Genomic DNA, 25,236 nt, shown 5'->3' with positions numbered 1-25,236 from the left:
TGCTAGAACGTATTTTCTTCGGACCCCTGTTTATCGAGTCCAAACGTGTTGTGAAGTGTTCTTATGGCCAGCTCAGTATATTTTTCCTCAATAAGACAGGTAATCTTAATTTCGGATGTGCTGATCATAAGGATATTGATATTCTCATCACGCAGGGCCTGAAATGCCTTGGAAGCGACACCGGAATGGTTACGCATTCCGACACCGATAACAGAAACCTTGCATACATTCTGATCATAAAGCACATCCTGTGCGCCCATGGGGTCTTTAATGCCATCCAGAATTTCAAGGGTCTTTTTCAGGTCGCCTCTGGGCACGGTGAAAGTCATATCCGTACGACCGTCTTGGCCGGGGTTCTGAACGATCATGTCAACCAGAATACCTGCTTCAGCAAGAGGAGTGAAAAGGGTGGCGGAAACACCCGGTACGTCATTTACCTTTGACAGTGTTACGCGAGCCTGGTCCTTATCATATGCAATTCCGGAAACAAGTACTGATTCCATATTTTTATCCTCCTGAGTAACATAAGTTCCGATTTCATCGCTAAAAGTAGAGCGGACATGAACTTTAACATTATATTTTTTGGCAAATTCAACTGAACGAATCTGTAATACTTTAGCTCCCATACTGGCCATTTCAAGCATCTCATCATAAGAGACATAATCCAGTTTGCGGGCCTGTGAACAGATGTTGGGGTCGGTAGTGAACACGCCCGGAACATCAGTGAAAATTTCGCAAAGATCAGCATCAATCGCTGCTGCCATGGCTACAGCGGAAGTATCGGAACCGCCGCGACCGAGGGTGGTAATTCGTTTTGCAGCGTCGCAGCCCTGAAAGCCGGCCATGACCAGTATATCATTCTCCTGCAGCAGTTCTTCAATTTTATCGCGGCCTATATCCAGAATGCGTGCACGGGAGTAATTTGAATCTGTTTTGATAGGAATCTGAAAGCCGAGCAGGGAGCGGGCTTTAATGCCACGGTCTTTAAGAAGCATGGAAAAAAGGGCTACGGAAACTTGTTCCCCGGTGGAGACAAGCGAGTCCATCTCGGCAAGGTCCGGTTCTTTGGACCATTCGTGGGCCAAATCGAGCAGGCGATTTGTTTCACCTGCCATAGCGGACAGGACAACGATAACTTTGCTGCCTTTTTCGTAAGGCACCATGACTTTTTCCAGTACTTGCTTCATGCATTCGAGGTTCCTGACCGAGGTTCCACCGAATTTTTGTACTACGATGTTCATCTGAACATTATCTCCTTACCACATGAGTTCAACGGATATTATTGGAATGATTTGAGAATTGAGGCAAGCTCTTCATAGAGGGAGGTCGCTGAACCATGCAGGGTCAATTCTATTGTTCTGCCGGATGCGGCAGGTGTCCAAGTGAAGAGCAATGCGCTTTCAGGCCAGAATTCAGTATTCAGATACTGAATCCACTCTACAACTGTCAAAGTTTTTTTATCATTCAACAAATCAAAAAAGTCATCATCCGGGGTTTGCCCCTCCAAACGATAGAGGTCAAAATGCGCGACCTGCGGTTTTGTGGGGTAAATATTAAGTATATTGAAACTGGGGCTGCTTACCTCTGCGTTTTGCGCACCAGGAAAAGATTCCACCAGTGCACGGACAAAAGTTGTTTTTCCTGCCCCAAGATCACCGTTCATAAAAATGGGGATCAGTTTTCCGGTTTCCTGAAAAAAAGAAGCCAGAGTGGAGCCGAGCCTGAGCGTCGCCTCCACATCCGGCAGATTGATGATCAGTTTATCATTAGTCATTTTTACTTAGCTAAAACCTTTAAGACGTCTTCTTTACCGACAACACCGATCAGCTTGCCGTCTTCAATTACAGGCAGGGTATAGAATTTTTTCTCTACCATAAGATCGGCAACTTTTTCGATACTTGTGTCAGGTTCAATGGTTACAGGGTTTGGAGTCATTGCATGCTCCACTTTTGTAGCTACGATCTTGTTCACTTCTTTTTCAAGCTCCTCATTGGAGGAAAAAGAAATAAAACCATCCAGAATAGTGAACAGGGAAGGCATTGAAATACTTTTCTGCTGAGCGACAAGATCACTCTGGCAAAGAACGCCTATCAATTTTCCATCCTGATCAACAACAGGAAGACCGTTTAAATGTTTTTCAAGCATGAGTTGGGCTGCAGTTGCAACATCAGTCTCAGGTTTGAGGGTCAGAGCACCGGAAGTCATGATGTCCTTTGCTTTCAGCATAATTCCTCCTTGAGCACTTGAGGGAGCGCTTCCGCTATTTCAGTTGCGATATTTCCACGATACGGAAATTTTTCAGCCAGATGCTGTCCTGCCAGTCCATGCCAGTATACCCCTATACAAGCGCTTTGCATAGGATGAATTCCCCTAGACAGTAAAGCTCCGCACACCCCGGCAAGAATATCCCCGGACCCCGCAGCGGCAAGGTTGGGGGCGGAAATAGGGGATACCGCGATCTGGCCGTCAGGCGCAGCTATAATAGTTCCGGCACCTTTAAGAACCAGCAGGGTTCTGCTCTTTTCGGAAAATTTAAGGGCAGTGCCGATGCGATCTGCTTCCACTTCGGGAATAGTGCTTGCGATCATTCTAGCCATTTCCCCGGGGTGAGGTGTAAGTATCGAATTATCAGATATTATTTCAATAAGTTCGGGGCGTTCGGCTAAAGCGTAAAGGGCATCAGCATCGTAGACAGCAGGGGGATGATTGCTTTTTACAATGGCCGAAACCAGATCCAGAGCGCCTTTGTCACGTCCCAGTCCCGGTCCGATAACCAACGCGTCATATTTTTCAAGTTCCGGCAGCAGTTCCGCGATCATCTGATCATTCCATTGATCACCGCTACCAAGACCTTTTGTCATCAATTCCGGCCTGCCTCCTTTCACTTCAGAAGCAATTCCGTCAGGACAGGCCATTGTTACCAGACCGGCTCCGGCACGCAGGGCAGAAATTCCCGCCAGATGCAACGCTCCGGTAAGACCCTTTGAAGCGCCCACCAGCAATATATGACCGGAACTGCCTTTATGCATTGTCGGTGAAGGTGTCGGGATATAATCGAGCGCCTGATCTGTGATCAACCGGTGCGTGGCCGGATATTTGTATTTAACTTCATTGGGAATGCCAATGTGAGTGACCACTAAGCAGCCAGTGTATGCGTCTGCCTGAGGCAATGCAAGGCCGATTTTGGCTTCTTCAAAAGTGACCGTCATGTGCGCCTTTACAGCGACAGGCTGCGGAAGACCGGTTAACCCGTTCAGACCAGAAGGGATATCCACCGCGAAAATGAAGCTGCTCTTTGCTAGGTTCACTGCCTCAACTATCGACTGGGCAAAAGGTCTCAATTCACCTGAAAATCCGGTACCGAGCAGGGCATCAATAATGATATCCGATTCCGGCAGCATAATCTTTTCCGTAGCCCGGAAAAACTTAACATTTACGCCCAGCCGCACGGCGACTTTGAGCATATAGGCTGCGTCACCCTTGTAACTGCTCTTGGGCGATGTATGCAGGATAAGAACTTCCGCTCCCATATCGGCGAGAATCCGGCCCATAACAAAACCGTCACCGCCGTTATTACCTGATCCGGCAATAATCAGAATTTTTTTACCGGCCACATATCCATAGCCTTTAAGAAGGGCGAAAACAGCCTCACGTCCGGCGTTCTCCATAAGGATTTCGCCTTTGATTCCGATTTCATTGATGGTGACCTTGTCCCAATTGGACATTTCTGCGGGAGTAGGAAGAGGAGAGAACATATGGCCTCCTTTTGCTTCCGGCGGCCTTGCCGGTGGCTTTAAACTCTTTTAGCAAAATGGGGTTAAGAATCACGAAACTTTTATCCGGACTTCTCCGTGTATTTATTTTTCGAGCACAACCACCGCTGCTGCGGTATCTCGACCATGAGTGATCGAGAGGTGAATTCCTTGTACACCCATTTCTTGGCTGCGCTCAAGAGCTTTACCTAAAAAGCTAAGTAACGGTGCGCCGGAATCCATGCGGGTGATTTCTATTGTGTGAAATGTTATCCCGATGGAAAATCCTGTCCCGAGAGCCTTTACCGCGGCTTCTTTGGCGGCAAAACGTGCGGCAACATATGGAACGGGATTCTTTTCCGGCATAAGTTCCATTTCTTTAGATGTAAGAATCTTCTGTGCAAAGCGTTCACCAAATTTTTTTAGTGAACGCTCTATACGGTCAAGTTCGGTTATATCTATGCCAAGTCCGATGATCATGGATTAGTCAACAAAGTTTCTAACTATTTCAACCATATCGCGGACAGCGCGATCAATACCAACGTAGATGGCACGGGCCATGATGGAATGGCCAATAGAATACTCACAAATTCCGGGAACATCCGCGAAATCGAGAATATTTACATAATTCAGGCCGTGCCCGAGATTAACCTTCAGGCCGAGATCCTGAGCCATTTTGATGCCGTCGATGATGCGGGAGAGTTCGTTTTTACGTTCTGCCCGTCCGGTTGCATCAGCAAAATGACCGGTGTGGATTTCGATGTATTCAGCGCCGATAGCTTTAGCGGCTTTGATCTGGTCCGGGTCGGCATCTATAAAAAGACTGGAACCAACTTCTTTTTCGTGCAGGGGGGCTAAATATTCAATCAGTCTTTTTTCCTGACCGATGCAGTTCAGGCCGCCCTCAGTGGTAAGCTCTTCACGTTTTTCAGGTACAAGGCAGACCGTGGCAGGGACAATATCAAGGGCAATGCGCTGCATTTCGTCGGTTGCGGCCATTTCAAAATGAAAATCGGTCTGGATTGTTTTACTGATCAGGTCGATATCCCTGTCCTGAACGTGCCGGCGATCTTCGCGAAGATGCATAATGATTCCGGCGGCTCCTGCCAGTTCGCACATTGCGGCGGCAGTGATCGGGTCCGGCTCAATTCCAAGACGGGCCTGCCTCAGTGTGGCCACATGATCGACATTGACGCTTAATAAAGGCATTATTATATCCTCCGATAAATGGTAACGTTTTTTATAAAAGCCGTGTCTCAGCTTGCTAACAGCACAATATAGTTAATGGAGTTTGATGGCAACCGTCATATCTTTGTGACAGGCTGGAGTTGACATTAAAAACATTATGGCGTTATCCGCTCTAGGATCAATCGAACGTAAGCCCGGCAATAAAAATTATGCCAGCTAATTATAAAATTAAAACGCAATAAATAAACGAGAGAACAGCTAATGAACATTTGTATTGTAGGGACCGGATATGTAGGTCTGGTCAGTGCGGCGTGTTTCGCTGAAATGGGAAACCATGTCTGGTGCGTGGATGTTAACCCCGATGTTGTTGAAACCCTCAAACAGGGTAAAATACATATTTTCGAGCCGGGCCTTGATGTCCTTGTCAAACGTAACTACGAAGATAAAAGACTTTTCTTTACCACTGACCTTAAAGAAGGGCTGGAAAACGCAAATTTTATTTTCATTTGCGTGGGTACACCATGTGGCTCTGACGGTAGCTGTGACCTTAGCTACGTTGAAACTGTAGCCAGCCAGATCGGGCAAAATATATCTGAACCTAAAATCGTGGTTGATAAATCCACCGTGCCCGTAGGAACTGCGGACAAAGTCCGGTCTATTATCAAGGAAGAGCTGGAAAAACGTGGACTGGATATTGATTTCGACGTGGCTTCCAATCCTGAATTCCTTAAAGAAGGGGATGCGGTCAGCGATTTCATGAAGCCCGACCGGGTTGTGGTAGGTACTGAAAGAGAAGATACCCGCAAGGCATTTGAAACTCTTTACGCACCTTATGCACGTAGCCGTGAAAAACTTATTTTTATGGGCACCAGAAGTGCGGAAATGACCAAATATGCCGCGAACTGCATGCTGGCAACTAAAATTTCTTTTATCAACGAAATGTCCGGCATCTGCGAAAAAGTTGGGGCCAATGTACGTGAAGTACGTCTCGGAATAGGTTCCGACCACCGCATCGGCTACTATTTTATATATCCCGGCGTAGGTTACGGTGGATCATGCTTCCCCAAAGATGTGAAAGCCTTGATCAACACAGCCAAAGAAGTAGGGGCACAGCCCGAGCTCATTGAGGCTGTTGATTCCGTCAACAACCGCCAGAAAAAAATGCTTTCCCGAAAAATTCTGGACTATTTTGAACCTCAGGGTGGAGTAAAGGGAAAAACCCTTGCAATATGGGGGCTTGCCTTTAAAGCCAATACTGACGACATGCGTGAATCCTCAGCTCTTTCTATTATTGAAGAACTTACTTCCGCAGGTATGAGAATCAAGGCCTTTGATCCGGTCGCCCACACAAAAGCGGCGGAAATCCTTCGTGATAATGATCTGGTGGAGATTGTCCACAGCCAGTATGACGTCCTTGAAGATGCCGACGCCCTTGCTGTTGTTACCGACTGGAACCAGTTCCGTAATCCTGATTTTAAACAGGTAAAGGATTTGCTCAAAGCTCCGCTCATTTTTGACGGTAGAAATCTTTATGAGCCTGAATATCTCGGAAGTTGCGGATTTGCATACTTCTGTGTTGGCCGCCGGCCGGTAGGGATCGAAGGCTAGTTCTGACTGATATTAAAAAAAGGCCCGCATATGCGGGCCTTTTTTTTATGGATCCAAAGTTTTCATTGATGATCTAAGTTGTAGCTCCTGCAGGATCAATCTCTCATACTCCGGGCTGTACTGAACATTATCCTGATTATCCTGCTCCAGCACTTTGGCCAGAAACTGTGTTTCTTCCCAAAAGTCGAGCAGTTCTTCATTTGCTAGAGATTTAATCTGGTCTTCCAATGTAATATTATCTGTCGGGGAAAACTGAGCCATGCGAGTCCATACCCTCCTGAGCTTCGCTTTTTGCTATTCAAAAACACTGATAGTCATTAAAAAGGCACTAGTCAAATTCTGAGGCAAGAAAAAACATTATAATTATTTTATAATTTCATGATTACCTTGCAAATATTTCAGATGAATAATAATATGAAATAAATTATGAATTTTATTGTTTTTCAATAAACTCAAATTGATCAAATCATTTGGTCATCCACTGTAAAAAACAACAGGGGGATAAATATGGAAGAAGGTAAGAAAGCTACGCTTGATGCGGAACTGATCCAGTTGGTTACCTTCAGTATCGGCGAAGAAGAATTCGGTGTGGATATTCTCAAGGTTCAGGAGATCATCCGAACCATGGAAATTACCAAAGTTCCCAGAGCGCCGCAGTTCGTTGAGGGAGTAATCAACCTTCGCGGAAAGGTTATTCCTATTATTGATCTCAGAAGTAAGTTCGGTCTGCAATTTCGTGAGCATGACCAACATACAAGAATAATCGTAATCGAGATTAATGATATGATTGTAGGTTTTGTGGTGGATTCTGTTTCCGAGGTCCTGCGAATTCCAGCATCTACGGTTGAACCGCCGCCGCCCGTTGTATCAGGCCTTGAGTCAGAATACATAAACGGAGTCGGTAAACTTGAAGATAGACTTCTTATTCTACTCGACCTGAACAGGCTTCTGTCCGGTGAGGAACAGGAACAATTGGCACAGGTTTAATCTTTTAAAAGAACGTATATTTCAGCTCGGTCGCTTAGAATTGCCCGTTTTTTACCAGCTGGTAAAAGCCTGTTATTTACAAGCATGGTTTTAAAACTGGACAACGACACAATTTCTCTGCAAAAAACAAGTCGTCCTCCGCATAAGTGGAGGACGACTTTAATTTTGATAAATTTTTGGAGCAAAATTGTCCTTACCTTCCCAGCTTTCCGCTTTTTCATCTGGAAGCGGTAAAAACATACGTATTTTCAAAAGCGGTCATGGAACGCAGGCTTTTACCGCCCACACCCTTCATTCAGGGGGAGAATCGGTAGTGCTTGTGGCACCGGGGGCGCGCGAATATTCAGAATTGAAAGCCCTGCTGACCCTTTTCAGTCGCAACGATCTTGAAAATAAGGGTAAAGTCTTCCCGGCTTGGGAAAGGGACTGGGTTTTTCTACCTCCGTATTTGAGCAAAAATCCAGCTGCGTCCGATTGGGCTGAACGCTGGTCCGCGCTGCATGCCCTGACCCGCGGGGGAAAGCAGTCAGTGCTGATGACCGCCGACAATCTGCTCCCCAAATGGCCATCCCCGGAAATTCTGGAGAACAACTACATTGTTTTTTCCAAGGGCGAGGAGATGGCCCCGGAAATGCTCATGGAGCAAGCCGTGACCTGGGGATACACAAGGACGAAACTTGTTTCCGGGTATGGAGAAATGTCCATGCGCGGAGATATTCTTGATATCTATGCTCCCGGATACGATCTTCCCGTACGACTTGAATTTTTCGGTGATATCCTTGAGGAAATCCGCCTTTTCGATCCTGCTTCCCAACGCTCCAAAGCTGATCTGGATGAAGTTACTCTGCTGCCTGTAGCTCCGGCTATGCTTTCGGATAATAATGTGAATGAAGCAGATGCGTTCTGGGCCCAGCTAAAAAAAACCGGTGAAATTTCCTCGGAAGGGTATACACGGATGGTTGAAAAGGCCGGAAATGCCGACGGTATGATCTGGCCGGGATTATTTTATCCTGAAGCAGTTGATCTTAAAGCTTTCTTTCCTAAAAAATCGGTCTATGTGCTTTCGTCCGCCTCTAATCTGCGGTCCAAATTACAGGATCAGGAACACGGCTGGAAAACTTTTTTGCAGGATAAGGCAGCACATAACGGCTGTAAATGGCCCATGCATGTGGTTTGTTGGAATGAGGAGAAGGCACGTGCAACATGGCGCGACGAAAGACAGATTGTTTTTGAAGACCTTGTTATCGGCAGGGAAAGAGACGGGATCGATCTCTCAGAACGCTCTATTACCGCCTTCAGCGACCTATTCTGGAAACCGGAACAGGTCAAGCGTCCTTGGGCGGCTCTTGTAACAGCTCTTAAAGAATGGAAAAGTGAACGGTTTCAGACTGTGCTCAGCTTCCGTACAGAACGTTCACGCAAGAAATTTCTTTCGCTCATCGAACCGGAACAATTAACGATATCTACTGAATATTCTCCTTTGAACAAAGGGCTTTACGCACTTGTTTCACCATTGCGCCAAGGAATGGAACTAGAATGGAACCAGACCGTTATCCTGGGAGAGGATGTAATCCAGCCGCAAGCCGTAAAGGGAACCCGCAGCAGGGATAAAGCCTTCGAGGGGATGACCAGTTACGAAGACCTGCTCCTTGATGACCTGCTGGTGCATCGCGATTATGGATTGTCCCGATTCGGCGGATTGCATCATATGAATATAGGAGATGTTGCAAACGATTATCTGCTGCTTTTTTTCGATTCCGAAGACAAGCTTTACGTACCGGTCGACCGGTTGAATCTGGTCCAGAAATTTAAAGGACCTGAGGGTACCTGCCCGGTTTTGGACAAACTCGGCGGGGCACGCTGGGCCAAGACCCGTGAAAAGGCCCGTAAAGCAATTGAAAAAATCGCCGGCGAACTGGTGGAAATGTACGCCTACCGCAAAATTGCAAAAGGCTACGCCTACGGTCCGCTTGATGAGATGTATTGGGAATTTGAATCCACCTTCGGTTTTGAAGAAACCCCTGATCAGGAAAAGGCTATTCAGGATGTTTTCCGCGATATGGAAAGCCCGGAACCTATGGACCGTCTGGTCTGCGGAGATGTTGGATTCGGAAAGACCGAAGTAGCTCTGCGAGCCGCGTTCAGAGCCGTTCTGGATGGCAAGCAGGTGGTCCTGCTCTGCCCGACAACGGTGCTTGCGGAACAGCATTATCAAACTTTTGTACAGCGCATGGAAGGTTTTCCGGTCAGCGTAGGAATGCTCAGCCGTTTTGTGACTAAAACCAGCCAGAAAAGGGTATTAGAGCAAATGGCTTCCGGTGAACTTGATATTCTCATCGGAACCCACCGGGTGCTTTCCAAGGATGTGGAAGCCCCCAATCTCGGCCTGCTTATTCTTGATGAAGAGCAGCGTTTCGGTGTTCGCCATAAGGAACGTATCAAGGAGATGCGTAAAAATATTGATGCATTAACGCTGACGGCAACTCCCATTCCACGCACGCTGCAACTTTCACTTTCCGGAGTGCGCAGCCTGAGTACCATCGAGACCCCGCCGGTTGACCGTAAGCCGGTGGAGACTGCGCTTATCGAACGGGAAGAAGCCATACTCGCATCTGTCGTCGCCCGTGAACTTGAACGCGGGGGCCAGATATTTTGGGTTCATAACCGCGTGCAGGGACTCGAGCGGGTGGTTGAATTCGTAAAAAAACTCGCTCCCGATGCCAAAATCGGAATGGCTCACGGCCAAATGACCGAAAAAAATCTCGAAGAGACCATTCATAAATTCTGGCACAAGGAACTGGATATTCTGGTGGCCACCGCAATTATTGAATCCGGTTTGGATTTTCCCAACGCCAATACCCTGATTGTTGATCAGGCTCAGATGTTCGGTCTTGGACAGCTTTACCAGCTGCGTGGCAGGGTAGGCCGCAGCACCCGTCAGGCATATGCATATTTTGTGGTTTCATCGCTTGATTCCCTTTCCGAAAAAGCCAAACGCAGGATGCAGATTATCCTGCAGCTGGATTATCTCGGCGCCGGATTCAAAGTCGCCATGGAAGATTTGCGTTTACGCGGAGCTGGTAATATCCTCGGTGAGGTTCAGTCCGGGCAGATGGCTAAAGTTGGCCTTGATCTATTCCTTGAAATGCTGGACGAAGAAGTGAGGAGGATCAAGGGCGACGACTCAAGAACAGTCAGTGATCCTGAGATGAACTTTGTCTTCAAAGCTCATCTTCCGGAAGAATTCGTACCCGATGCGAGGGAAAGACTGCGTTATTATCGCGCTCTGTCATCTGCTGAGAGCGAAGCCGGGATTGAAGAATTGGCAGCAGAAATCAAGGACCGTTTCGGACATTTTCCGGAAGAGGTTGAAAACTTTATTGCTGTCTTATATCTCAAAAGGACTCTGGCCAAGCTTGGGGTAGTCCGCGCTGACCTGTTCCCGACAAGGGTTATCCTGACCTGGCAGGAAAACAATAATCCGATAGATCCGGCAAAGCTTATTTCATGGATAGGAGAGCAGGGGGATAAAGCAAAAATAAAGCCGCCGGCAGCTCTTGAAATCCGCCTTGACCAGAATGTATCTATTTCTCAAGGACTTGATTCTATTTGTAAAAAACTTGAACCGCTACTTTAACTTTACCGCATGACGGTTTATTCGGATTTTTTATGAAAAAAATACTTCTCACCGTACTATTGGCCTGTTTTATACTTTCAGGCTGCCAAAATAAAAATGAAGAGCCGGGAGTTGTTGCACGGGTAAACGGTAAACCGATTTACCTGACCCAGTTGGAATACAAATATGACCTCAGCCACGAAGGAAACGGAGAATTTGTCCCTTCCGTTGCACAGGTTCGTGAAGAATACGGCCAGATACTCGGAGACCTGATTGTTCAGGAATTGGTTTCACAGGAACTGGAGCAAAGAAACATTCCTGTTTCCGCTAAAGAGTTAAAGGATGCTGAAAACGAAGTCCGTTCTGATTATCCGGATGATTCTTTTGAACAGATTCTCATTGAAGAATATATCGATATTAATCAATGGCGGTCACAGCTGAAATATCAGTTGGTAATGAATAAATTTTATCATGATGTTCTGCGCCCCGAAATCAAGATTGATTACAAAGTCGCCGAGAATTATTACCGGACCCATCTTTCTGATTTTTACATGCCCGCCGGATTCCGGTTTGTTATGGTTAAAGGGTTAAGCAAAGATCTGGTGCTAAAGGGAGTAAAGCTATACCGTGAAGGCTTTTCCCCGGCTGAAATATCTGCAAAACTACGTGAAGTTTCAGTTCGGGAAATATGGATCAGAAGCGGACAGATTCCCGCCGGCTGGAAAGCTCTTGTAGACCCGCTTGAAGTCGGTGAAGCCACTTCCGTAATAACTCAGAAAAATGAATTTTTATGCCTGATTCTTAAAGAAAGTAAAAAAGCTACGTTACTTACTCCTCTCCAAGCTTATCCCGCAGTGGAAAAAGTGCTGCTGGAAAAAATGCTGGAAGAAAAATTTGAGGCATGGCTGAAGGACAAAATTGCGACTTCAGAAATAAAAATCAGTAAAGAACTGCTACCGGAAAAAGAAAATAACGATCATAAAAATAGCCCCATTGAAGCAGCAAAAGCTCAATAGTTGCATAGTTCTGTGAAAGGGTTTAGTTAGGCATAGGAATCACCGATGCTGGCCTTATTCTTGGCGGCATACGGAAATTTTGATCATATGACCGGATTGTTTCCGGTATTTTTATATTTCAGGAGATATTGAATTGAAGCGCATTATTGCCAGTATTCTGATCTGTACTACCATTTGCTTCGCCTCGATTGCCAATGCAGAAGAAAAGGTTGTTGATGGTATTGTTGCCGTTGTGAACGGTGAAATTGTTACTATGTACGAACTTAATAGAAAGCTGGCCCCTATCATGAAGCAGTTTGACGGAAAAGAACTGTCAGCAGTTGAAATGGAACAGCTTAAAAAGGTCCGCAAGCAGATACTTGACCGTCTGATTAATGAAATGATAATTGATCAGGAAAGCAAAAGACTCAAAATTGAAGTTTCGGATCAAGACATTGCAAACGAAATTAAATCCATCAAAGAAAACAGCAATCTGAATGATGAAGAATTTGAACGTCAGCTTGCTCTCCAAAAGACCACTCTTAGCAAATTTAAAGAAAAAATCGGAAAAGATATCCGCAAACACCGTTTACTTTCCTACAAAGTAAAGAACAAAGTTGTAGTTACAGACGATGAGATCAAGGCAGCATGGAACAGTACTCAGTCAGATCAGGGTGAGGTTGCTAAAAGTGTTCACCTGAAACTTATCCTTTTTCCGGCAACTACATCAGCGGAAGATGTCCGCGAACAGATTGTTGACGGTAAAATCAGCTTTGAAGATGCTGCGGATAAATACACAACCGGTCCCGGAATGGGCAGCGGCGGCGATCTTGGAGTCCTTGAATGGGGAGATCTTGCCCAGACCTGGCACGAAGCACTTGAAGGCCTCAAACCCGGTGGAATAAGTAAAGTTTTTGATGTACAGAAATCCAAGGCGCTGCTCAAACTGGATTCATATGCCCATGCTGAGCAGTCTTCCTTTGAAGATAGTAAAGAGGAAATTTATAATCGCCTGTATCGTCAAAAACAAAACGAAGTATTTGAAGATTTTATTAAAAAGCTTAGGGAAAAAGCTGTTATTGAGATTAAATAATTCGGGGAGAACTGTAGCGGAATTAAGTCGTCTTTAAGGCGGCTTTCGACAACGAAAACATTACTGCCAGATTTTATCGAGAGGGTCGTATGGATTTGAAAGAGCTAGGTTCCCGTTTAAAAGAGGAAAGAGAACGCCAAGGGCTGACTATAGAACAGATTATGGAGATCACAAAAGTCAGTCGTATCAATATTGTTGCTATTGAATGCGGCAACCAGGATGAATTTCCACATGAGGTTTATGCCAAAGGATTTATAAAGAATTATGCTAAAGCCCTTGGGCTTGATGCAGATGAAATAGGTGAAGAATTTTCGCGATTTATGTCGTCTGGAAGACCTGATTCTGCAACAGATGAATTTAATTCACCTGAGTATGGACCGGAGCCTAAAAAAAGTTCTGCCGGTACAATTTTTCTGGTTTTAATTCTGGCTGCTATAGTCGGCGGCCTGATTTATTATCTGCACGATAATTCCATTTTTAGCGGCAAATCTGCCGAGAAAGTAGCCGTTGCGGTTGTTGCGGAAGAGGCGCATGAAGAGAGTGCGGCCGCCGAACCTGCGGCTCCCGTGGTTGAAGAAAAAGTTGAAATCACAGAATCAGAACCAGCAGCAACAGAACCTGAAGTAGCTGAAGCAGTAACGGAAAGTACACCTGAACCAGCTGTTGAGCAGCCTGCTGTGGAAGAACAGCCGGTAGCAGCTCCTTTAAAGAATGTTGTCTCCATCACAGTTAAACCCGGTGAAACCTGCTGGTTGAGAGCTGTTGTCGATGGTGAAGCCAAGGAATATGTTCTTCAGGAAGGTGACAATATTTCGATGCCGTACAAAAAGTCTTTGCAGATAAGACTCGGTAACGGTGGAGGAGTTGAAATTGTTTCGGACGGCAAACCTTTTAAATTTGACGCGCCAAAGGGAAAGGTTAAAGATCTGGAATTCCCGGCAGCTCAGTAGAGCGCTTTTCCGGTACGGTCGTGAATCTTGATGGAACTGACTGAAAAAGTTATCATACTGAAGACCGGTAAATTTAAGGAAAATGATATCTGGGTGCGTTTTATGTCCTCTACAAGGGGAGTACAAAACGCGTTTGCCTTCGGAGGCAGCCGAAGCCGCCGCAGATTCGGTGGATGTCTGGAGCCGTTTTCGCAGGTGCTCTTTAAAACTGGCGCTAACAAAACAGGAACTTATCAGGTCCTGCAGGAAGGGAGTCTGGTCAAAGGCTATCCGGGAATCCGGTCTGACTTTCGCAAAATGGGACTCGCTGCCAATTGTTTTAAATTTATTGAGTCTGCGGTTCTGGAGCGTGATGGAAACCGCGCTGTTTTTGATTTGTTGACCGAAACGCTGGACGTAATAGAAGAAGCGGAGCCGGATGATTTTTTCCCCCTTTTCTTCCGGGCGAAGGTCGCTTTTGAACAAGGTTACAATCCTGACTTTACAATTTGCGCTCAATGCGGCAAACCTTTGTTCAGTTCCCGTCCCGTCGTCTTTAATATAGAAAAAGGGCAGATCAGATGTCTGGACTGCACCGACGGTAGAGAAGGGGAGACTGTAAGTCCCGGAACCGTCAGGACACTGGCGTGGATTCAGGATACCGGACCAGAAAGCTGGATATCGTTGCAGCTTCCGGCGCAAATCCGGCAGGAGTGCTTTTCCGTAATGGACCGATTTATGGCCTATCATATGGGGCTGGTCTGGGAAGGCAACAATTACAGGAAGATATAAATTTCATCCGCCTTTACAGGTGGAGTGCGTGTTCAGGATAAACTTGATTTGTCCTGCTTTTTTGTTTGTAAACCGGACATTCTTCTTCGCCCGTATTGAAGCGCTTGAGGAAGAATGAATCAATACAAATGTTTGTTTGCTAGACGAGAGGAATTTGATGAATTTTCAAGATGTTATACTCAAACTTCAGGACTTCTGGTCTGATTACGGATGCTGCATTGTCCAGCCTCTTGATATCGAGGTCGGCGCGGGTACATTCAACCCTTCAACTTTTTTTCGCGTAATCGGTCCTGAGCCGTGGAATACTGCGTATGTAGAGCCTTCCCGCCGTCCTACAGACGGCCGTTATGGTGAAAACCCTAACAGGCTCCAGCACTACTTCCAGTTCCAGGTAATTCTGAAACCTTCTCCTGATGATGTTCAGGATCTGTACCTTAAAAGTCTTGAAGTTCTCGGCATCGATGCTGCAGAGCATGACATCCGTTTTGTCGAGGACGACTGGGAATCTCCCACCCTCGGCGCATGGGGACTCGGCTGGGAGGTATGGTTGAATGGTATGGAAGTAACACAGTTCACTTATTTCCAGCAGGTGGGCGGAATCGATCTCAAACCCGTATCTGTCGAACTGACCTACGGACTTGAAAGAATCTGTATGTATCTGCAGGGAGTTGAATCTGTTTATGACCTCAAGTGGAACGATAAAGTCACCTACGGGCAGATTTTCCACCAGAATGAGGTTGAGCAGTCCACATACAACTTTGAGTATAGTGACTCAGCCATGCTGCTTGATCTTTTTGATAAATTTGAAGCAGAAAGCCAGAAACTCTGCGAAGCTGGTCTCACACGTCCGGCATACGAGTATTGCTTGAAATGCTCACATACTTTCAACATGCTTGATGCTCGTGGAGCCATTTCCATAACAGAAAGGGCAACCTATATCGGCAGAGTGCGTAATCTCGCTTCCGCAGCCGCAAAGTTGTATGCGCAAGAACGCGAGAACATGAACTACCCCATGCTTAATAACGACTAAAAAAACGGAAGCTAAGATGGCCGATTTTATACTTGAAATTGGAATTGAAGAAATGCCAGCCCGCTTTGTTCCCCGGCTGGGTATAGATATTAAAAAGATTTTCAGCACTCTTCTTGAAGAGAGCATGATTGATAACTCCAGCGTTGAAACTTTTGCCACTCCGCGCAGGCTGACCATTTTCGTCAAGGATATGGAACCAGTACAGAGAAAGGTGGAAGAAGAGGTTTCCGGACCTCCCGCACGCATTGCTTATGATGCTGACGGAAATCCCACTAAAGCTCTTGAGGGTTTTATTAAATCTCAGGGAATCGCCCTTGAAGATGTTTACACCCTTGAAACAGCTAAAGGCGATTATCTTGCGGCTAAAAAGACTGTTGGCGGCGGTGATACCATCTCAATTCTGCCTGAACTTTGTGTGACCGCAATCAAGAAGCTCTCTTTTCCCAAAAAGATGAAATGGGGCAACCTTGATTTTGCTTTCGGCCGTCCTTTGCGCTGGTTGCTTTGCCTGTTCGGTTCCGACATTGTGGAATTTGAAATGGCTGGTCTGCCTTCCGGACGCCTCACTTACGGCCACCGGGTAATGGGTGCCGGACCTTGGGAAGTTGCTACTGCTGATGATTATTTTGCTGTGGTCAAAGATAAAAGTTCCATTATCATTTCTCCTGAAGCAAGGGCAGAACACGTCCGCAATGAAGGTAATAAACTCGCGGCTGAGCTAAGCGGTTCCGTGGTCTGGAAAGATTCCCTGCTGGAAGAAGTCAGCAATCTTGTTGAACTGCCAGTGCCCATCATCGGTAACTTTGATGAATCTTTCCTTGAACTTCCTAAAGAAGTTCTGCTGACCAGCATGGAAAGCCACCAGAAATGTTTCGGCATCCAGAAGGAAGACGGTGAGCTGCTCCCGCATTTCCTGTGTACCTTGAACCTTGTCCCCAAAGACATGGAACTGGTCCGCAAAGGATGGGAAAAAGTTCTTCGTGCCAGACTGGAAGACGGCCGTTTTTTCTGGAAGAACGACCTTAAGACAGATTTCGACACATGGCTTGCCAAGCTGGACAATGTAGTCTTCCTCGGCCCCTTGGGCTCCATGGGCGACAAATCCCGCAGAATGGAACGTCTCGCAGCGCTGATAGCCGGTAAAACCGATGCTTCCCTGCAGACCGAAATGGCTCGTGCTGGCCGTCTTGCCAAGGCTGACCTTGTTTCCGAAATGGTTAACGAATTTGATAAACTTCAGGGTAAAATGGGCGGCATCTACGCTTCCAAATGCGGCGAAGATGACGTTGTCTGCAAAGCTCTGTATGAACAGTACCTGCCGGCCGGACCGGAAAGCCCCGTGCCTTCCACCCTTGGCGGTGTTATTGTTTCCATGTCCGATAAGGCTGACACACTGGTCGGCTGTTTCGGTCTGAACAAAATCCCCACTGGCGCAAATGATACCTACGCTCTGCGGCGTGCCGCTCTGGGTATTGTGCGCATGATTATAAAATATGACCTTCGGGTGGACATCCTTGAAATCATGGAAATGGCTTTTGACGGCTATTCCAAGGATATCAAATGGAAGCTCGAAAAGTCTGAACTCCTCGAAAAACTGGGTGAGTTCATTTCCAACAGACTACGTGCTTATTTTACCGGAAAAGGCTTCGAGACAAGGGTTGTTGATGCAGCTCTCGGAGCAGGGTACCGCGATGTGACCGCTCTCACTTCACGGATCGAAGCACTGGCTGAATTCGCCAAGACTGAAGGATTTGAACAGGCAGTTCTTACTTTCAAGCGTGCATCCAACATCATCAAAAAGCAGGGCAGCGAGCAAGGTGTGTCGCTCACTGGCGGCTTTGAAGTTGATAAGCTGGAAGAAACGCAGGAAAAAGATCTCGCCGTAAAGCTTGATGAAACAGCTGCCCGTTTTGAGGAACTCTGGGAAAATGACGAGTTTACTAAACTGTTCGCAATCCTCGGCGAACTGCGTTCCTATGTCGACGATTTCTTTGATAATGTAATGGTTATCTGCGAAGACAAGGGCCTTAGGATGAACCGTCTCAATCTGCTTAAAGCTCTGGTAGACAGACTGAGCAGACTGGCTGATTTCGGAGCTTTGCAGGTATAATCCTGCAATCCGGTTTTAAGAGAGTCTGCAAAAACATTATTTTCTAGATTTTTCATTGAAAAAAATGTTATCTAACCTTGACAGTTAAGTCGTTTATTGGTTAAAGACACTCTTCGTTTGATTGTAATCCCGGCTGACCGGGTTAAAAAATAGAAATTTAATTTTAAGGAGAAATACCTTGGCGAACCATAAATCCGCACTCAAAAGGCACCGTCAGAGCGTTAAACGCAACATGCGCAACACCACTGTACGTACCCGTATCAAAAACGTTGTAAAAGAAGTTCGTGCAGCTGTTGAAGCTAACGACACCAACCTCGCATCCACCGCGCTGCGCAAGGCTACTTCCGTTCTTGATAAAGCTGCAACCAAAAAAGTTATCCATGCGCGCACCGCAGCACGCAAGATTTCTCGCCTGAACGCAGCCGTTAACAAAATGGCTTAGTGCCTTTAAAAGTTTTTTGTCTTTATAAGATTGAATCAGCCCGTCGCCTTGTGCGACGGGCTTTTTACGTTATTAGCAGTTTTTAAGAAACTAGGTGTTGCCGGATTGTATTGTTCAAGATATAAACAACTCTTGATTTAAACAGTACTTTTTTGCTTATAGCCAGATGTAATACGTAAGGAGTAACTATTGAGAGTTATCATAGTGGGAGCCGGGGAAGTTGGGTTCAATGTTGCCAGACGTCTTTCCGGTGAAAACAAGGAAGTTGTCGTTATCGACATGAACTCCAAGGCTCTTAGCAAAGTTTCTGATTCTCTGGATGTACAGACGCTTCAAGGTTCCGGTTCCAGTCCTGAAATTCTTGAAAAGGCCGGTGTCGATGAAGCTGATATCCTTTTGGCTGTGACAGATAAGGATGAAATAAACCTGTTGGCTACTTTTTTTGCTAACAGGCTTAACCCCGAAATTATCAAGCTCGCAAGAATCAGGAAAGAAGATTACACTCGGTATGCGGACATGTTTACAGAAGGTGATCTGCACATTGACACCCTGATCAATCCGGATGAAGAAGTTGTAGACTCCATCATGCGGGTCATGAGTGTTCCTGGTGCGGTCGAAATTAATGATTTTGTGGGCGGAAAAGTTCGTCTGATCGGTGTGAAGCTCCCTGCCGAAAGCCCTCTGGTCGGTGTACAGCTGATGATGATGCGTGAACACCTCGGTGATGATATTGACGTCGTTGTTGCCGCCCTTGTCCGTAATAATGAGCTGATCATTCCCGGCGGCCTTGATACCATTGAGCAGGGCGACATCATATATTTTACATGCCTTAGGGACCAGCAGAATACACTGCTCAAACGTGCCGGAATTCTTTCTGATCCCATCAAGAAAGTAATGATCGTGGGCGGCGGAAACGTCGGTTATCTCCTCGCACAGGCTTTAGACAGAAAAAAATATCATACCCGCTTGATTGATAATAACCCCGAACGTTGTGCCGAACTTTCCGAGGGACTGGACCGCGTTATTGTCCTTAACGGTGACGGTACTGATCAAGATCTGCTCAACGAAGAAAACGTGGGTGATCTGGATATGGTCATCGCTGTGACAGGTGATGAGGAAATGAATATCCTTTCCTGCCTGCTTGCAAAAAATCTCGGTGTACGCAAGACCATCACCCGTATCAATAAATTTGCATATATCCCCCTGATTGAACCCATCGGCATCGACCACCTTGTCTGCCCGAGACTTTCAGCCATCAACTCCATTCTCCACTTTGTGCGACAGGGTAAAGTTATTTCAGCAGTTTCAATCAAAGGTGAAGAAGCAGAAGCCCTCGAAGCCATCGCACAGGAAAAATCAGGTATTGTGGGCAAGCCGATTATGGAACTCGATCTGCCTAAGGGGACATTGATACTTTGTTTCCAGCGTGGCGATGATGTAATCATTCCCACTGGAACCACCGTGATCGAGCCTAATGACAGATTGCTCATTATTTCCACCCATAAAAATATTCCCAAAATAGAGAAGGCTCTCACCACCAAGCTGGAGCTTTATTAATGCGTTGGAAGATAGTTCTGCACATCATTGGGGCATTGACCCTTTGTGTCGGCCTGACCATGATTTTCCCGCTGGGATTTTCACTTTATTATCAGGATGCGGGGATAGTACCTTTGCTGGAGTCCTTCTGTGTTACCTGCATCAGCGGACTGGCCATGTTTTTGATTTTCAGGAACAGTGGTAAAGCAAAAGGCTTGAGCCATCGCGAGGGTATGGCCATTGTTGCGCTCGGATGGGTTTTTGCCGGTTTTTTCGGCAGTCTGCCTTTCTATTTCGGGGATGTTTTCTCCTGTTACGTGGATTGTTTTTTCGAGTCTCTTTCAGGATTTACCACCACCGGAGCTTCGGTGATGATGGATATCGAAAAAAATGCCAAGGGAATTCTTTTCTGGCGCAGCCTGACTCATTGGCTGGGCGGCATGGGAATCATTGTTCTTTCGCTGGCTATTCTGCCTTTTCTCGGAGTAGGAGGGATGCAGCTTTACAAGGCAGAAGTTCCCGGACCGGTACCGGATAAGCTCAAACCGCGCATTAAAGATACCGCGCTGGTGCTCTGGAAAGTTTATCTACTTTTCACCATAATTGAAGCGGTGTTGCTCATGTTCGGCGGCATGGATTTTTTTGATTCCCTCTGCCACACCTTTGGAACACTGGCTACCGGTGGTTTTTCCACCAAGAACTCTTCCGTAGCTTACTTTCAAAGCGCATACATTGATTATGTGATTACCTTTTTTATGCTGGTCGCTGCGGTCAACTTCAGCCTGCACTATCAAATGATCAAAGGGCGTCCGTTACTGCTCTGGAAAGATCCGGAATTCAGATTTTTCGGAGTAGTCACCCTCGCAGTCATCGCCATAATCACAATAGCTGTATATTCTGCCACGAACTATGAATCTATTAGCGATTCTTTCCGCTACACATCTTTTCAAGTCGCTTCGATAATTAGCACGACCGGATATGCTACCGCCGACTATGAGATATGGCCCGCAGTGGCACAGGGACTTCTGCTGCTGTGTATGTTTCTCGGAGGCTGTGCCGGGTCCACCAGCGGAGGAATGAAGAATCTGCGCATCATGCTGCTTCTGAAGCAGGCATATCAGGAAGTTTTCCGCATCATCCATCCACGCTCGGTTAACCGGGTGAAGCTTGGCAAAACTGTTGTTAAGCCGGAAACCATGAATGATATTCTCGGCTTTTCTGTGCTCTGGATACTGCTTTTCGTACTCGGCGGATTGGTGGTAGCGGCGACAGGGGTGGACGTTGTCTCCTCATTTGCCGCGTCTCTGGCCTGCATCGGCAACATCGGTCCCGGAATAGGAAGCGTCGGTCCTACAGAAAACTATGCTCATATCCCGGAACTGGGAAAATGGGCCCTCATCTTCTGCATGCTGCTGGGCCGTCTGGAAATATACACAGTTGTCGTCCTTTGTGTTCCTGAATTCTGGCGTAAATAATTTGTAGAAGACACCTGCATCTAAATGAATAAAAAAAGGGGAGGCCTCACGGCTTCCCCTTTTTTATAAGTAGTTCTGAATAGAAAAAAACTATCCAACCCGGTAATGGCAGCCTACGCTTTTTTTATTGCGAAGAGCCGCAATAGTAACAATCAAGGCCGCCTGACTTCCGTGGAAAAGGTCAATGATCGGACGGCTGATAGGAGTTCGTTTGTAAAAACTCCGCAGATTGCGATTCAGACTCTGAAGATCGTCTATTGCCCGGTTAAGCCTTGCTGTTGAGCGGTTGATGCCTACATAGTTCCACATAATGTTGCGGAGAAAGGCCCAGTCCTGCGCGATGAGGGCTGGATCTTCGTTTTCATTGGAACCGGCGTTTTCCCAATCCGGCATAGCATTGAAAAGCTTTTTGGGAATCCTTGATTTCCGGGACAGGCGTGCGGCAATATCCTCACCGGAAGTATGGCCCCAGAGCATTCCTTCAAGCAGAGAAGTACTGGCAAGACGATTACCGCCATGCACTCCGGTACAAGAGCATTCACCGATGGCGTAAAGCCGATCAAGAGTTGTCCGGCCTTTTTCTTCCACCAGCACACCGCCGCAGAAGTAATGGGCTGCGGGAACAACCGGGATAGGTTGATTATTTATATCGATGCCGTTCTCAAGGCACTTTCCATAAATGGTCGGAAACCTTGTGGGCAAGTCCTGTTTAACGTGATTCGCAGCATCCAGATAAACACATTCTTCATTGGTGCGGAGCATTTCTTCAAGAATGGAACGGGTGACAATATCACGAGGAGCAAGATCACCACGGGGATCATAGCGATGCATGAACGGCTCACCGTAGCAGTTGATCAGCTTTGCTCCCTCACCGCGAACGGCTTCCGATACGAGGAAACGGCGGCTGGCCCTTGTTCTGACCTGTTGAAAGAAGGAGGTAGGATGGAACTGAACCATTTCCGCATTGATCACTCTGGCCTTGGCGCGGTTGGCCATGGCTATCCCCGAACCAATGGAACCGGGAGTGTTGGTGGTATGCAAATAGATCTGTCCCAGACCGCCTGTTGCCAGCACGGTGAAATCTGCTAGAAATGTTTCCACCATATTCCGGGACTCGTTGTACACGTATGCGCCTAAACATTTGTTGTTCAGGGAATACCTGAAATCATTGTCACGGGCATGGTGATGATTAGTCAAAAGGTCGATGGCTGTTCTGTCGGGACAGATTCGGATGTAAGGATGGTTAGCCACCTGCTGAACCAGCACATCCATAATCGATTGTCCGGTATGGTCAGCGCAATAAAGGATACGGTTAACAGCGTGTCCGCCTTCACGGGTCAGGCTGTATTCACCGTCATCATTTTTTTGGAATGCAACCGGATATTTTTCCAGCAACAGCTTTTTCAGGACTTCAGGTCCGTTTTTAGCAAGTGCACGAACCGCTTTTTTGTTGTTGTAATTCCAACCCGCGGTAAAAATATCCTTTTCAAGCAACTTAGGAGAATCGTCCGGTCCGGTATAAACGATGCCGCCCTGGGCCAGCCTCGTATTACCGGTAAAGAGATCTTTCCCCGGAGTTAAGAGTGTAACTTCAATACCTTTTTCTGCTATCGTCAGAGCTGATATACATCCGGCGATACCTGACCCGATAATTAAAACTTCAGTTTTCATTCGGTTTTCTTGCATGCCTTATATCTCATTTCACGGCAGCCTTTACAGGTTCCGGCTAAAGGTTCAGTCAGTAGAAATTATTTGCAGACGTCAAGCATCCTTTGCAAAGCAATCCGCGCCGGTTCCCTTATTTCATCAGAAACATCTTCATATGAAGCAGTTTCCAGACTCTGAAGGAGATCGGCGAGTTTTTTTTCGGTTATTTTGGCCATGTTACTGCAATAGCTTGTCCCCAGAGGGAGGATTTCCTTATCCGGGAAAATCTCTTTTAATCGCAGGACCAGGTTAGTTTCCGTGCCGACAACTATAGTGGTGCCCGCAGGAGCTTCCTCCACATACTTGATAAGATATGAAGTGGATCCTGCTCCATCCGCTGCCCGCACCAGTTCAGGAGGACATTCTGGATGAACGACAACTTTACAGTCAGGATATTCAGTACGGAATTTTTCGATTTGGGATAGTTTAAAACGTTGATGAATAGCGCAAAGACCGGGCCAGATCAGCAGATCTTTATCTCTTGCCTCGGCAACATCTATTTGCGTTCCTTCAGAACGAACATTTAGAATCATGCGTTTTTCAGCGGGGATGCCGAGTTTGTCCGCGGTATTCAAGGCAAGGTTTTTGTCCGGCAAAAAGAGGACTGCGTCACCTTGATCCTGCGCCCAGCGCAACATTTTTTCAGCATTAGCGGATGTGCAGACCGTGCCTCCGTGTTTACCGCAAACGGTTTTGACCGCAGCGGGAGTGTTCACGTAAGCAAGCGGAATAATTTTTTTACCAGTCTCAGCTATGAGTCTGGTCAACACTTTATCCACCAGCCATGCCGGGGCCATATTGGCCATGACACAACCCGCGCCTGCATCTGGAATATAAACCTTTTGGTCATCCCGACGCACGATCGCAGCGGATTCAGCCATGAAATGGACACCGCAGAATACAATATATTCTGCTTCAAGTTTTTCGATCTGACGGGCCAGCTCCAGTGAGTCACCCTTAAGATCGGTATGTTTTATAATTTCATCGGACTGGTAATGGTGTCCCAATATGGCCAGTCTTTTTCCATATTTATTTTTTTGGTCAGCAATTATATCCGAATACATCAGAGTAACACCTACATAGGTATGATCTGCATGCTCATGTCTGAGCATTTTGCGGAATGGGTAATCCGGCCCACGGATATGTAATCCGGACCCGCTTCAGCAAGCGCGGCAATAGTTTCAAGGGTTACGTTTCCGCTGATCTCAGTTTCAATTTCATCGGGAATGGTCGATATTGCGGCCTTGGCTTCATCAAAACCCATATTATCGAGCATGATGCGTTCAACCTTGCAGGTCACAGCTTCATCAACTTCTTCCTGATTGCGGCATTCCACTTCAATCGGCGGGCATTCCTGGCCATATTTCTCACGCAGTTTTTCCACGGCGGATGTGATGGACCCGGCGCGGTCAATGTGATTGTCCTTAAGCATGAGCATTTCCACCAGATTTAAACGGTGGTTTTTCGCTCCGCCGCAAAGGACAGCATATTTTTCAGGGTAACGCAGGCCGGGCAGAGTCTTGCGGGTATCGAGGAGTATAGTCTCGCAATGCTCAAGCGCGTCTACGTATTTTCGGGTTTCAGTCGCTATCCCGGACATATGTGAGATGAAATTCAGGATAACCCTTTCCGCCTTGAGGAGCAGGCCGGCAGGTCCCTGAATGGCCGCAATGAGCGTGCCTTTTGAGATTTTATCTCCTTCGTCCACATTAAGATGCACCTGACACTTGTTTTCCTGATCTGCAAATTCAAGAATCAAGTTGATAAGGGGCAGTCCGGAAATTACAGTATCTTCCTTAGCAATAATTTGGGCGGTAGCAATATCGTCCTGCTCAAACAGTCCCATTGAGGTCAAATCAGGGCCGTCTTCGCTTAAAGCTATTCTCACGGTGGCCAAAAGAAACATTTTAGCTTCGGCCTGAAAGAAGTCATTAAATGCGTTTTCAGTCATATTATTCCTGTTAAGATTTTGTAAC

The 25,236-nt window shown here is 46.6% G+C and carries 22 protein-coding genes; 12 read left to right on the top strand and 10 right to left on the bottom strand.

Going from position 1 to position 25,236, the window contains the following annotated elements; translation table 11 throughout:
• Positions 1 to 2: 2 nt before the first annotated feature.
• The 6 genes from ACKU35_RS13725 to ACKU35_RS13700 all read right to left on the bottom strand — a co-directional run bounded on the left by ACKU35_RS13725 (position 3) and on the right by ACKU35_RS13700 (position 4,961).
• Positions 3 to 1,241: an aspartate kinase gene (locus tag ACKU35_RS13725; RefSeq protein ID WP_319759931.1), complete on the bottom strand. Its 1,239-nt coding sequence runs from the start codon at positions 1,239 to 1,241 to the stop codon at positions 3 to 5.
• Between the two features lie 38 nt (positions 1,242 to 1,279).
• On the bottom strand, positions 1,280 to 1,774 hold the full coding sequence (tsaE, locus tag ACKU35_RS13720; RefSeq protein WP_319759928.1) for a tRNA (adenosine(37)-N6)-threonylcarbamoyltransferase complex ATPase subunit type 1 TsaE: 495 nt from the start codon (positions 1,772 to 1,774) through the stop codon (positions 1,280 to 1,282).
• A 2-nt stretch (positions 1,775 to 1,776) separates the two neighbouring features.
• A complete protein-coding gene (locus ACKU35_RS13715; RefSeq protein WP_319759926.1) occupies positions 1,777 to 2,226 on the bottom strand; it encodes a CBS domain-containing protein in 450 nt (149 codons plus the stop codon).
• A complete protein-coding gene (locus tag ACKU35_RS13710; protein ID WP_319759924.1) occupies positions 2,220 to 3,755 on the bottom strand; it encodes an NAD(P)H-hydrate dehydratase in 1,536 nt (511 codons plus the stop codon). The genes ACKU35_RS13715 and ACKU35_RS13710 overlap by 7 nt, the downstream gene beginning before the upstream one ends.
• 102 nt (positions 3,756 to 3,857) lie before the next feature.
• Positions 3,858 to 4,232: a holo-[acyl-carrier-protein] synthase gene (locus ACKU35_RS13705; RefSeq protein WP_319759922.1), complete on the bottom strand. Its 375-nt coding sequence runs from the start codon at positions 4,230 to 4,232 to the stop codon at positions 3,858 to 3,860.
• A 3-nt stretch (positions 4,233 to 4,235) separates the two neighbouring features.
• Entirely contained in the window at positions 4,236 to 4,961 is a 726-nt protein-coding gene (locus ACKU35_RS13700) for a pyridoxine 5'-phosphate synthase (protein ID WP_319759920.1), read from the bottom strand.
• 240 nt (positions 4,962 to 5,201) lie between these two features.
• Between ACKU35_RS13700 and ACKU35_RS13695 the strand changes: the two genes are divergently transcribed.
• The gene (locus tag ACKU35_RS13695; protein ID WP_319759918.1) at positions 5,202 to 6,548 is read left to right on the top strand and encodes a UDP-glucose/GDP-mannose dehydrogenase family protein; all 1,347 of its coding nucleotides are present in this window, start codon (positions 5,202 to 5,204) and stop codon (positions 6,546 to 6,548) included.
• 45 nt (positions 6,549 to 6,593) lie between these two features.
• Here the strand turns inward: ACKU35_RS13695 and ACKU35_RS13690 are convergent, their stop codons facing one another.
• Complete coding sequence (locus tag ACKU35_RS13690) at positions 6,594 to 6,809, bottom strand: hypothetical protein (protein WP_319759916.1); 216 nt, start codon at positions 6,807 to 6,809, stop codon at positions 6,594 to 6,596.
• Between the two features lie 246 nt (positions 6,810 to 7,055).
• Here ACKU35_RS13690 and ACKU35_RS13685 point away from each other — a divergent pair, with 246 nt between their 5' ends.
• The 11 genes from ACKU35_RS13685 (at position 7,056) to ACKU35_RS13635 (ending at position 21,553) form a co-directional block, all read left to right on the top strand.
• Positions 7,056 to 7,535, top strand: coding sequence for a chemotaxis protein CheW (locus tag ACKU35_RS13685; protein WP_319759914.1), 480 nt, complete (start codon positions 7,056 to 7,058; stop codon positions 7,533 to 7,535).
• A gap of 187 nt (positions 7,536 to 7,722) precedes the next feature.
• On the top strand, positions 7,723 to 11,172 hold the full coding sequence (gene mfd, locus ACKU35_RS13680) for a transcription-repair coupling factor (protein WP_319759912.1): 3,450 nt from the start codon (positions 7,723 to 7,725) through the stop codon (positions 11,170 to 11,172).
• Positions 11,173 to 11,204: 32 nt separating this feature from the next.
• On the top strand, positions 11,205 to 12,167 hold the full coding sequence (locus ACKU35_RS13675) for a SurA N-terminal domain-containing protein (RefSeq protein ID WP_319759910.1): 963 nt from the start codon (positions 11,205 to 11,207) through the stop codon (positions 12,165 to 12,167).
• Between the two features lie 133 nt (positions 12,168 to 12,300).
• Positions 12,301 to 13,239, top strand: a complete 939-nt coding sequence (locus tag ACKU35_RS13670; protein ID WP_319759908.1) for a SurA N-terminal domain-containing protein — start codon at positions 12,301 to 12,303, stop codon at positions 13,237 to 13,239.
• Positions 13,240 to 13,328: 89 nt separating this feature from the next.
• Entirely contained in the window at positions 13,329 to 14,189 is an 861-nt protein-coding gene (locus ACKU35_RS13665; protein ID WP_319759906.1) for a RodZ domain-containing protein, read from the top strand.
• A 30-nt stretch (positions 14,190 to 14,219) separates the two neighbouring features.
• Positions 14,220 to 14,960, top strand: a complete 741-nt coding sequence (gene recO / locus ACKU35_RS13660; RefSeq protein ID WP_319759904.1) for a DNA repair protein RecO — start codon at positions 14,220 to 14,222, stop codon at positions 14,958 to 14,960.
• Positions 14,961 to 15,117: 157 nt separating this feature from the next.
• Entirely contained in the window at positions 15,118 to 15,990 is an 873-nt protein-coding gene (gene glyQ / locus ACKU35_RS13655) for a glycine--tRNA ligase subunit alpha (RefSeq protein WP_319759903.1), read from the top strand.
• Between the two features lie 16 nt (positions 15,991 to 16,006).
• Positions 16,007 to 18,100 carry a glycine--tRNA ligase subunit beta gene (glyS, locus tag ACKU35_RS13650; RefSeq protein ID WP_319759901.1) on the top strand — a complete coding sequence of 698 codons (2,094 nt, stop codon included), beginning with the start codon at positions 16,007 to 16,009 and terminating at the stop codon, positions 18,098 to 18,100.
• A 178-nt stretch (positions 18,101 to 18,278) separates the two neighbouring features.
• Positions 18,279 to 18,542 (top strand): 30S ribosomal protein S20, encoded by a 264-nt coding sequence (gene rpsT / locus ACKU35_RS13645; protein ID WP_319759899.1) that lies wholly within the window; start codon positions 18,279 to 18,281, stop codon positions 18,540 to 18,542.
• Between the two features lie 189 nt (positions 18,543 to 18,731).
• Positions 18,732 to 20,099, top strand: a complete 1,368-nt coding sequence (trkA, locus tag ACKU35_RS13640; protein ID WP_319759897.1) for a Trk system potassium transporter TrkA — start codon at positions 18,732 to 18,734, stop codon at positions 20,097 to 20,099.
• The gene (locus tag ACKU35_RS13635) at positions 20,099 to 21,553 is read left to right on the top strand and encodes a TrkH family potassium uptake protein (protein ID WP_319759895.1); all 1,455 of its coding nucleotides are present in this window, start codon (positions 20,099 to 20,101) and stop codon (positions 21,551 to 21,553) included. The genes trkA and ACKU35_RS13635 overlap by 1 nt, the downstream gene beginning before the upstream one ends.
• A gap of 90 nt (positions 21,554 to 21,643) precedes the next feature.
• On the opposite strand, the gene nadB is transcribed toward ACKU35_RS13635, so the two are convergent.
• The 3 genes from nadB to nadC form a co-directional block, all read right to left on the bottom strand.
• Entirely contained in the window at positions 21,644 to 23,224 is a 1,581-nt protein-coding gene (gene nadB / locus ACKU35_RS13630; RefSeq protein ID WP_407944188.1) for an L-aspartate oxidase, read from the bottom strand.
• Positions 23,225 to 23,301: 77 nt separating this feature from the next.
• Positions 23,302 to 24,324: a quinolinate synthase NadA gene (gene nadA, locus ACKU35_RS13625; RefSeq protein ID WP_319759891.1), complete on the bottom strand. Its 1,023-nt coding sequence runs from the start codon at positions 24,322 to 24,324 to the stop codon at positions 23,302 to 23,304.
• An 11-nt stretch (positions 24,325 to 24,335) separates the two neighbouring features.
• Positions 24,336 to 25,211, bottom strand: a complete 876-nt coding sequence (nadC, locus tag ACKU35_RS13620) for a carboxylating nicotinate-nucleotide diphosphorylase (RefSeq protein WP_319759889.1) — start codon at positions 25,209 to 25,211, stop codon at positions 24,336 to 24,338.
• Between the last annotated feature and the right edge of the window lie 25 nt (positions 25,212 to 25,236).

This window comes from Maridesulfovibrio sp., assembly GCF_963676065.1.
Taxonomy (GTDB): Bacteria; Desulfobacterota; Desulfovibrionia; order Desulfovibrionales; family Desulfovibrionaceae; genus Maridesulfovibrio.
The sequence above is the reverse complement of the archived record's forward strand: the minus strand, read 5'-3'. Positions and strand labels throughout refer to the sequence as shown.

What these genes read in the sequence shown, in the direction of transcription:
- glyS (WP_319759901.1), top strand. Translation starts at nt 16,007, where the DNA reads ATGGCCGATTTTATACTTGAAATTGGAATTGAAGAAATGCCAGCCCGC.
- glyQ (WP_319759903.1), top strand. Translation starts at nt 15,118, where the DNA reads ATGAATTTTCAAGATGTTATACTCAAACTTCAGGACTTCTGGTCTGAT.
- nadA (WP_319759891.1), bottom strand. Translation starts at nt 24,324, where the DNA reads ATGTATTCGGATATAATTGCTGACCAAAAAAATAAATATGGAAAAAGA.
- ACKU35_RS13700 (WP_319759920.1), bottom strand. Translation starts at nt 4,961, where the DNA reads ATGCCTTTATTAAGCGTCAATGTCGATCATGTGGCCACACTGAGGCAG.
- ACKU35_RS13715 (WP_319759926.1), bottom strand. Translation starts at nt 2,226, where the DNA reads ATGCTGAAAGCAAAGGACATCATGACTTCCGGTGCTCTGACCCTCAAA.
- ACKU35_RS13675 (WP_319759910.1), top strand. Translation starts at nt 11,205, where the DNA reads ATGAAAAAAATACTTCTCACCGTACTATTGGCCTGTTTTATACTTTCA.
- nadB (WP_407944188.1), bottom strand. Translation starts at nt 23,224, where the DNA reads ATGAAAACTGAAGTTTTAATTATCGGGTCAGGTATCGCCGGATGTATA.
- ACKU35_RS13685 (WP_319759914.1), top strand. Translation starts at nt 7,056, where the DNA reads ATGGAAGAAGGTAAGAAAGCTACGCTTGATGCGGAACTGATCCAGTTG.
- ACKU35_RS13635 (WP_319759895.1), top strand. Translation starts at nt 20,099, where the DNA reads ATGCGTTGGAAGATAGTTCTGCACATCATTGGGGCATTGACCCTTTGT.
- nadC (WP_319759889.1), bottom strand. Translation starts at nt 25,211, where the DNA reads ATGACTGAAAACGCATTTAATGACTTCTTTCAGGCCGAAGCTAAAATG.
- ACKU35_RS13695 (WP_319759918.1), top strand. Translation starts at nt 5,202, where the DNA reads ATGAACATTTGTATTGTAGGGACCGGATATGTAGGTCTGGTCAGTGCG.
- ACKU35_RS13665 (WP_319759906.1), top strand. Translation starts at nt 13,329, where the DNA reads ATGGATTTGAAAGAGCTAGGTTCCCGTTTAAAAGAGGAAAGAGAACGC.
- ACKU35_RS13690 (WP_319759916.1), bottom strand. Translation starts at nt 6,809, where the DNA reads ATGGCTCAGTTTTCCCCGACAGATAATATTACATTGGAAGACCAGATT.
- ACKU35_RS13705 (WP_319759922.1), bottom strand. Translation starts at nt 4,232, where the DNA reads ATGATCATCGGACTTGGCATAGATATAACCGAACTTGACCGTATAGAG.
- recO (WP_319759904.1), top strand. Translation starts at nt 14,220, where the DNA reads ATGGAACTGACTGAAAAAGTTATCATACTGAAGACCGGTAAATTTAAG.
- tsaE (WP_319759928.1), bottom strand. Translation starts at nt 1,774, where the DNA reads ATGACTAATGATAAACTGATCATCAATCTGCCGGATGTGGAGGCGACG.
- ACKU35_RS13725 (WP_319759931.1), bottom strand. Translation starts at nt 1,241, where the DNA reads ATGAACATCGTAGTACAAAAATTCGGTGGAACCTCGGTCAGGAACCTC.
- ACKU35_RS13710 (WP_319759924.1), bottom strand. Translation starts at nt 3,755, where the DNA reads ATGTTCTCTCCTCTTCCTACTCCCGCAGAAATGTCCAATTGGGACAAG.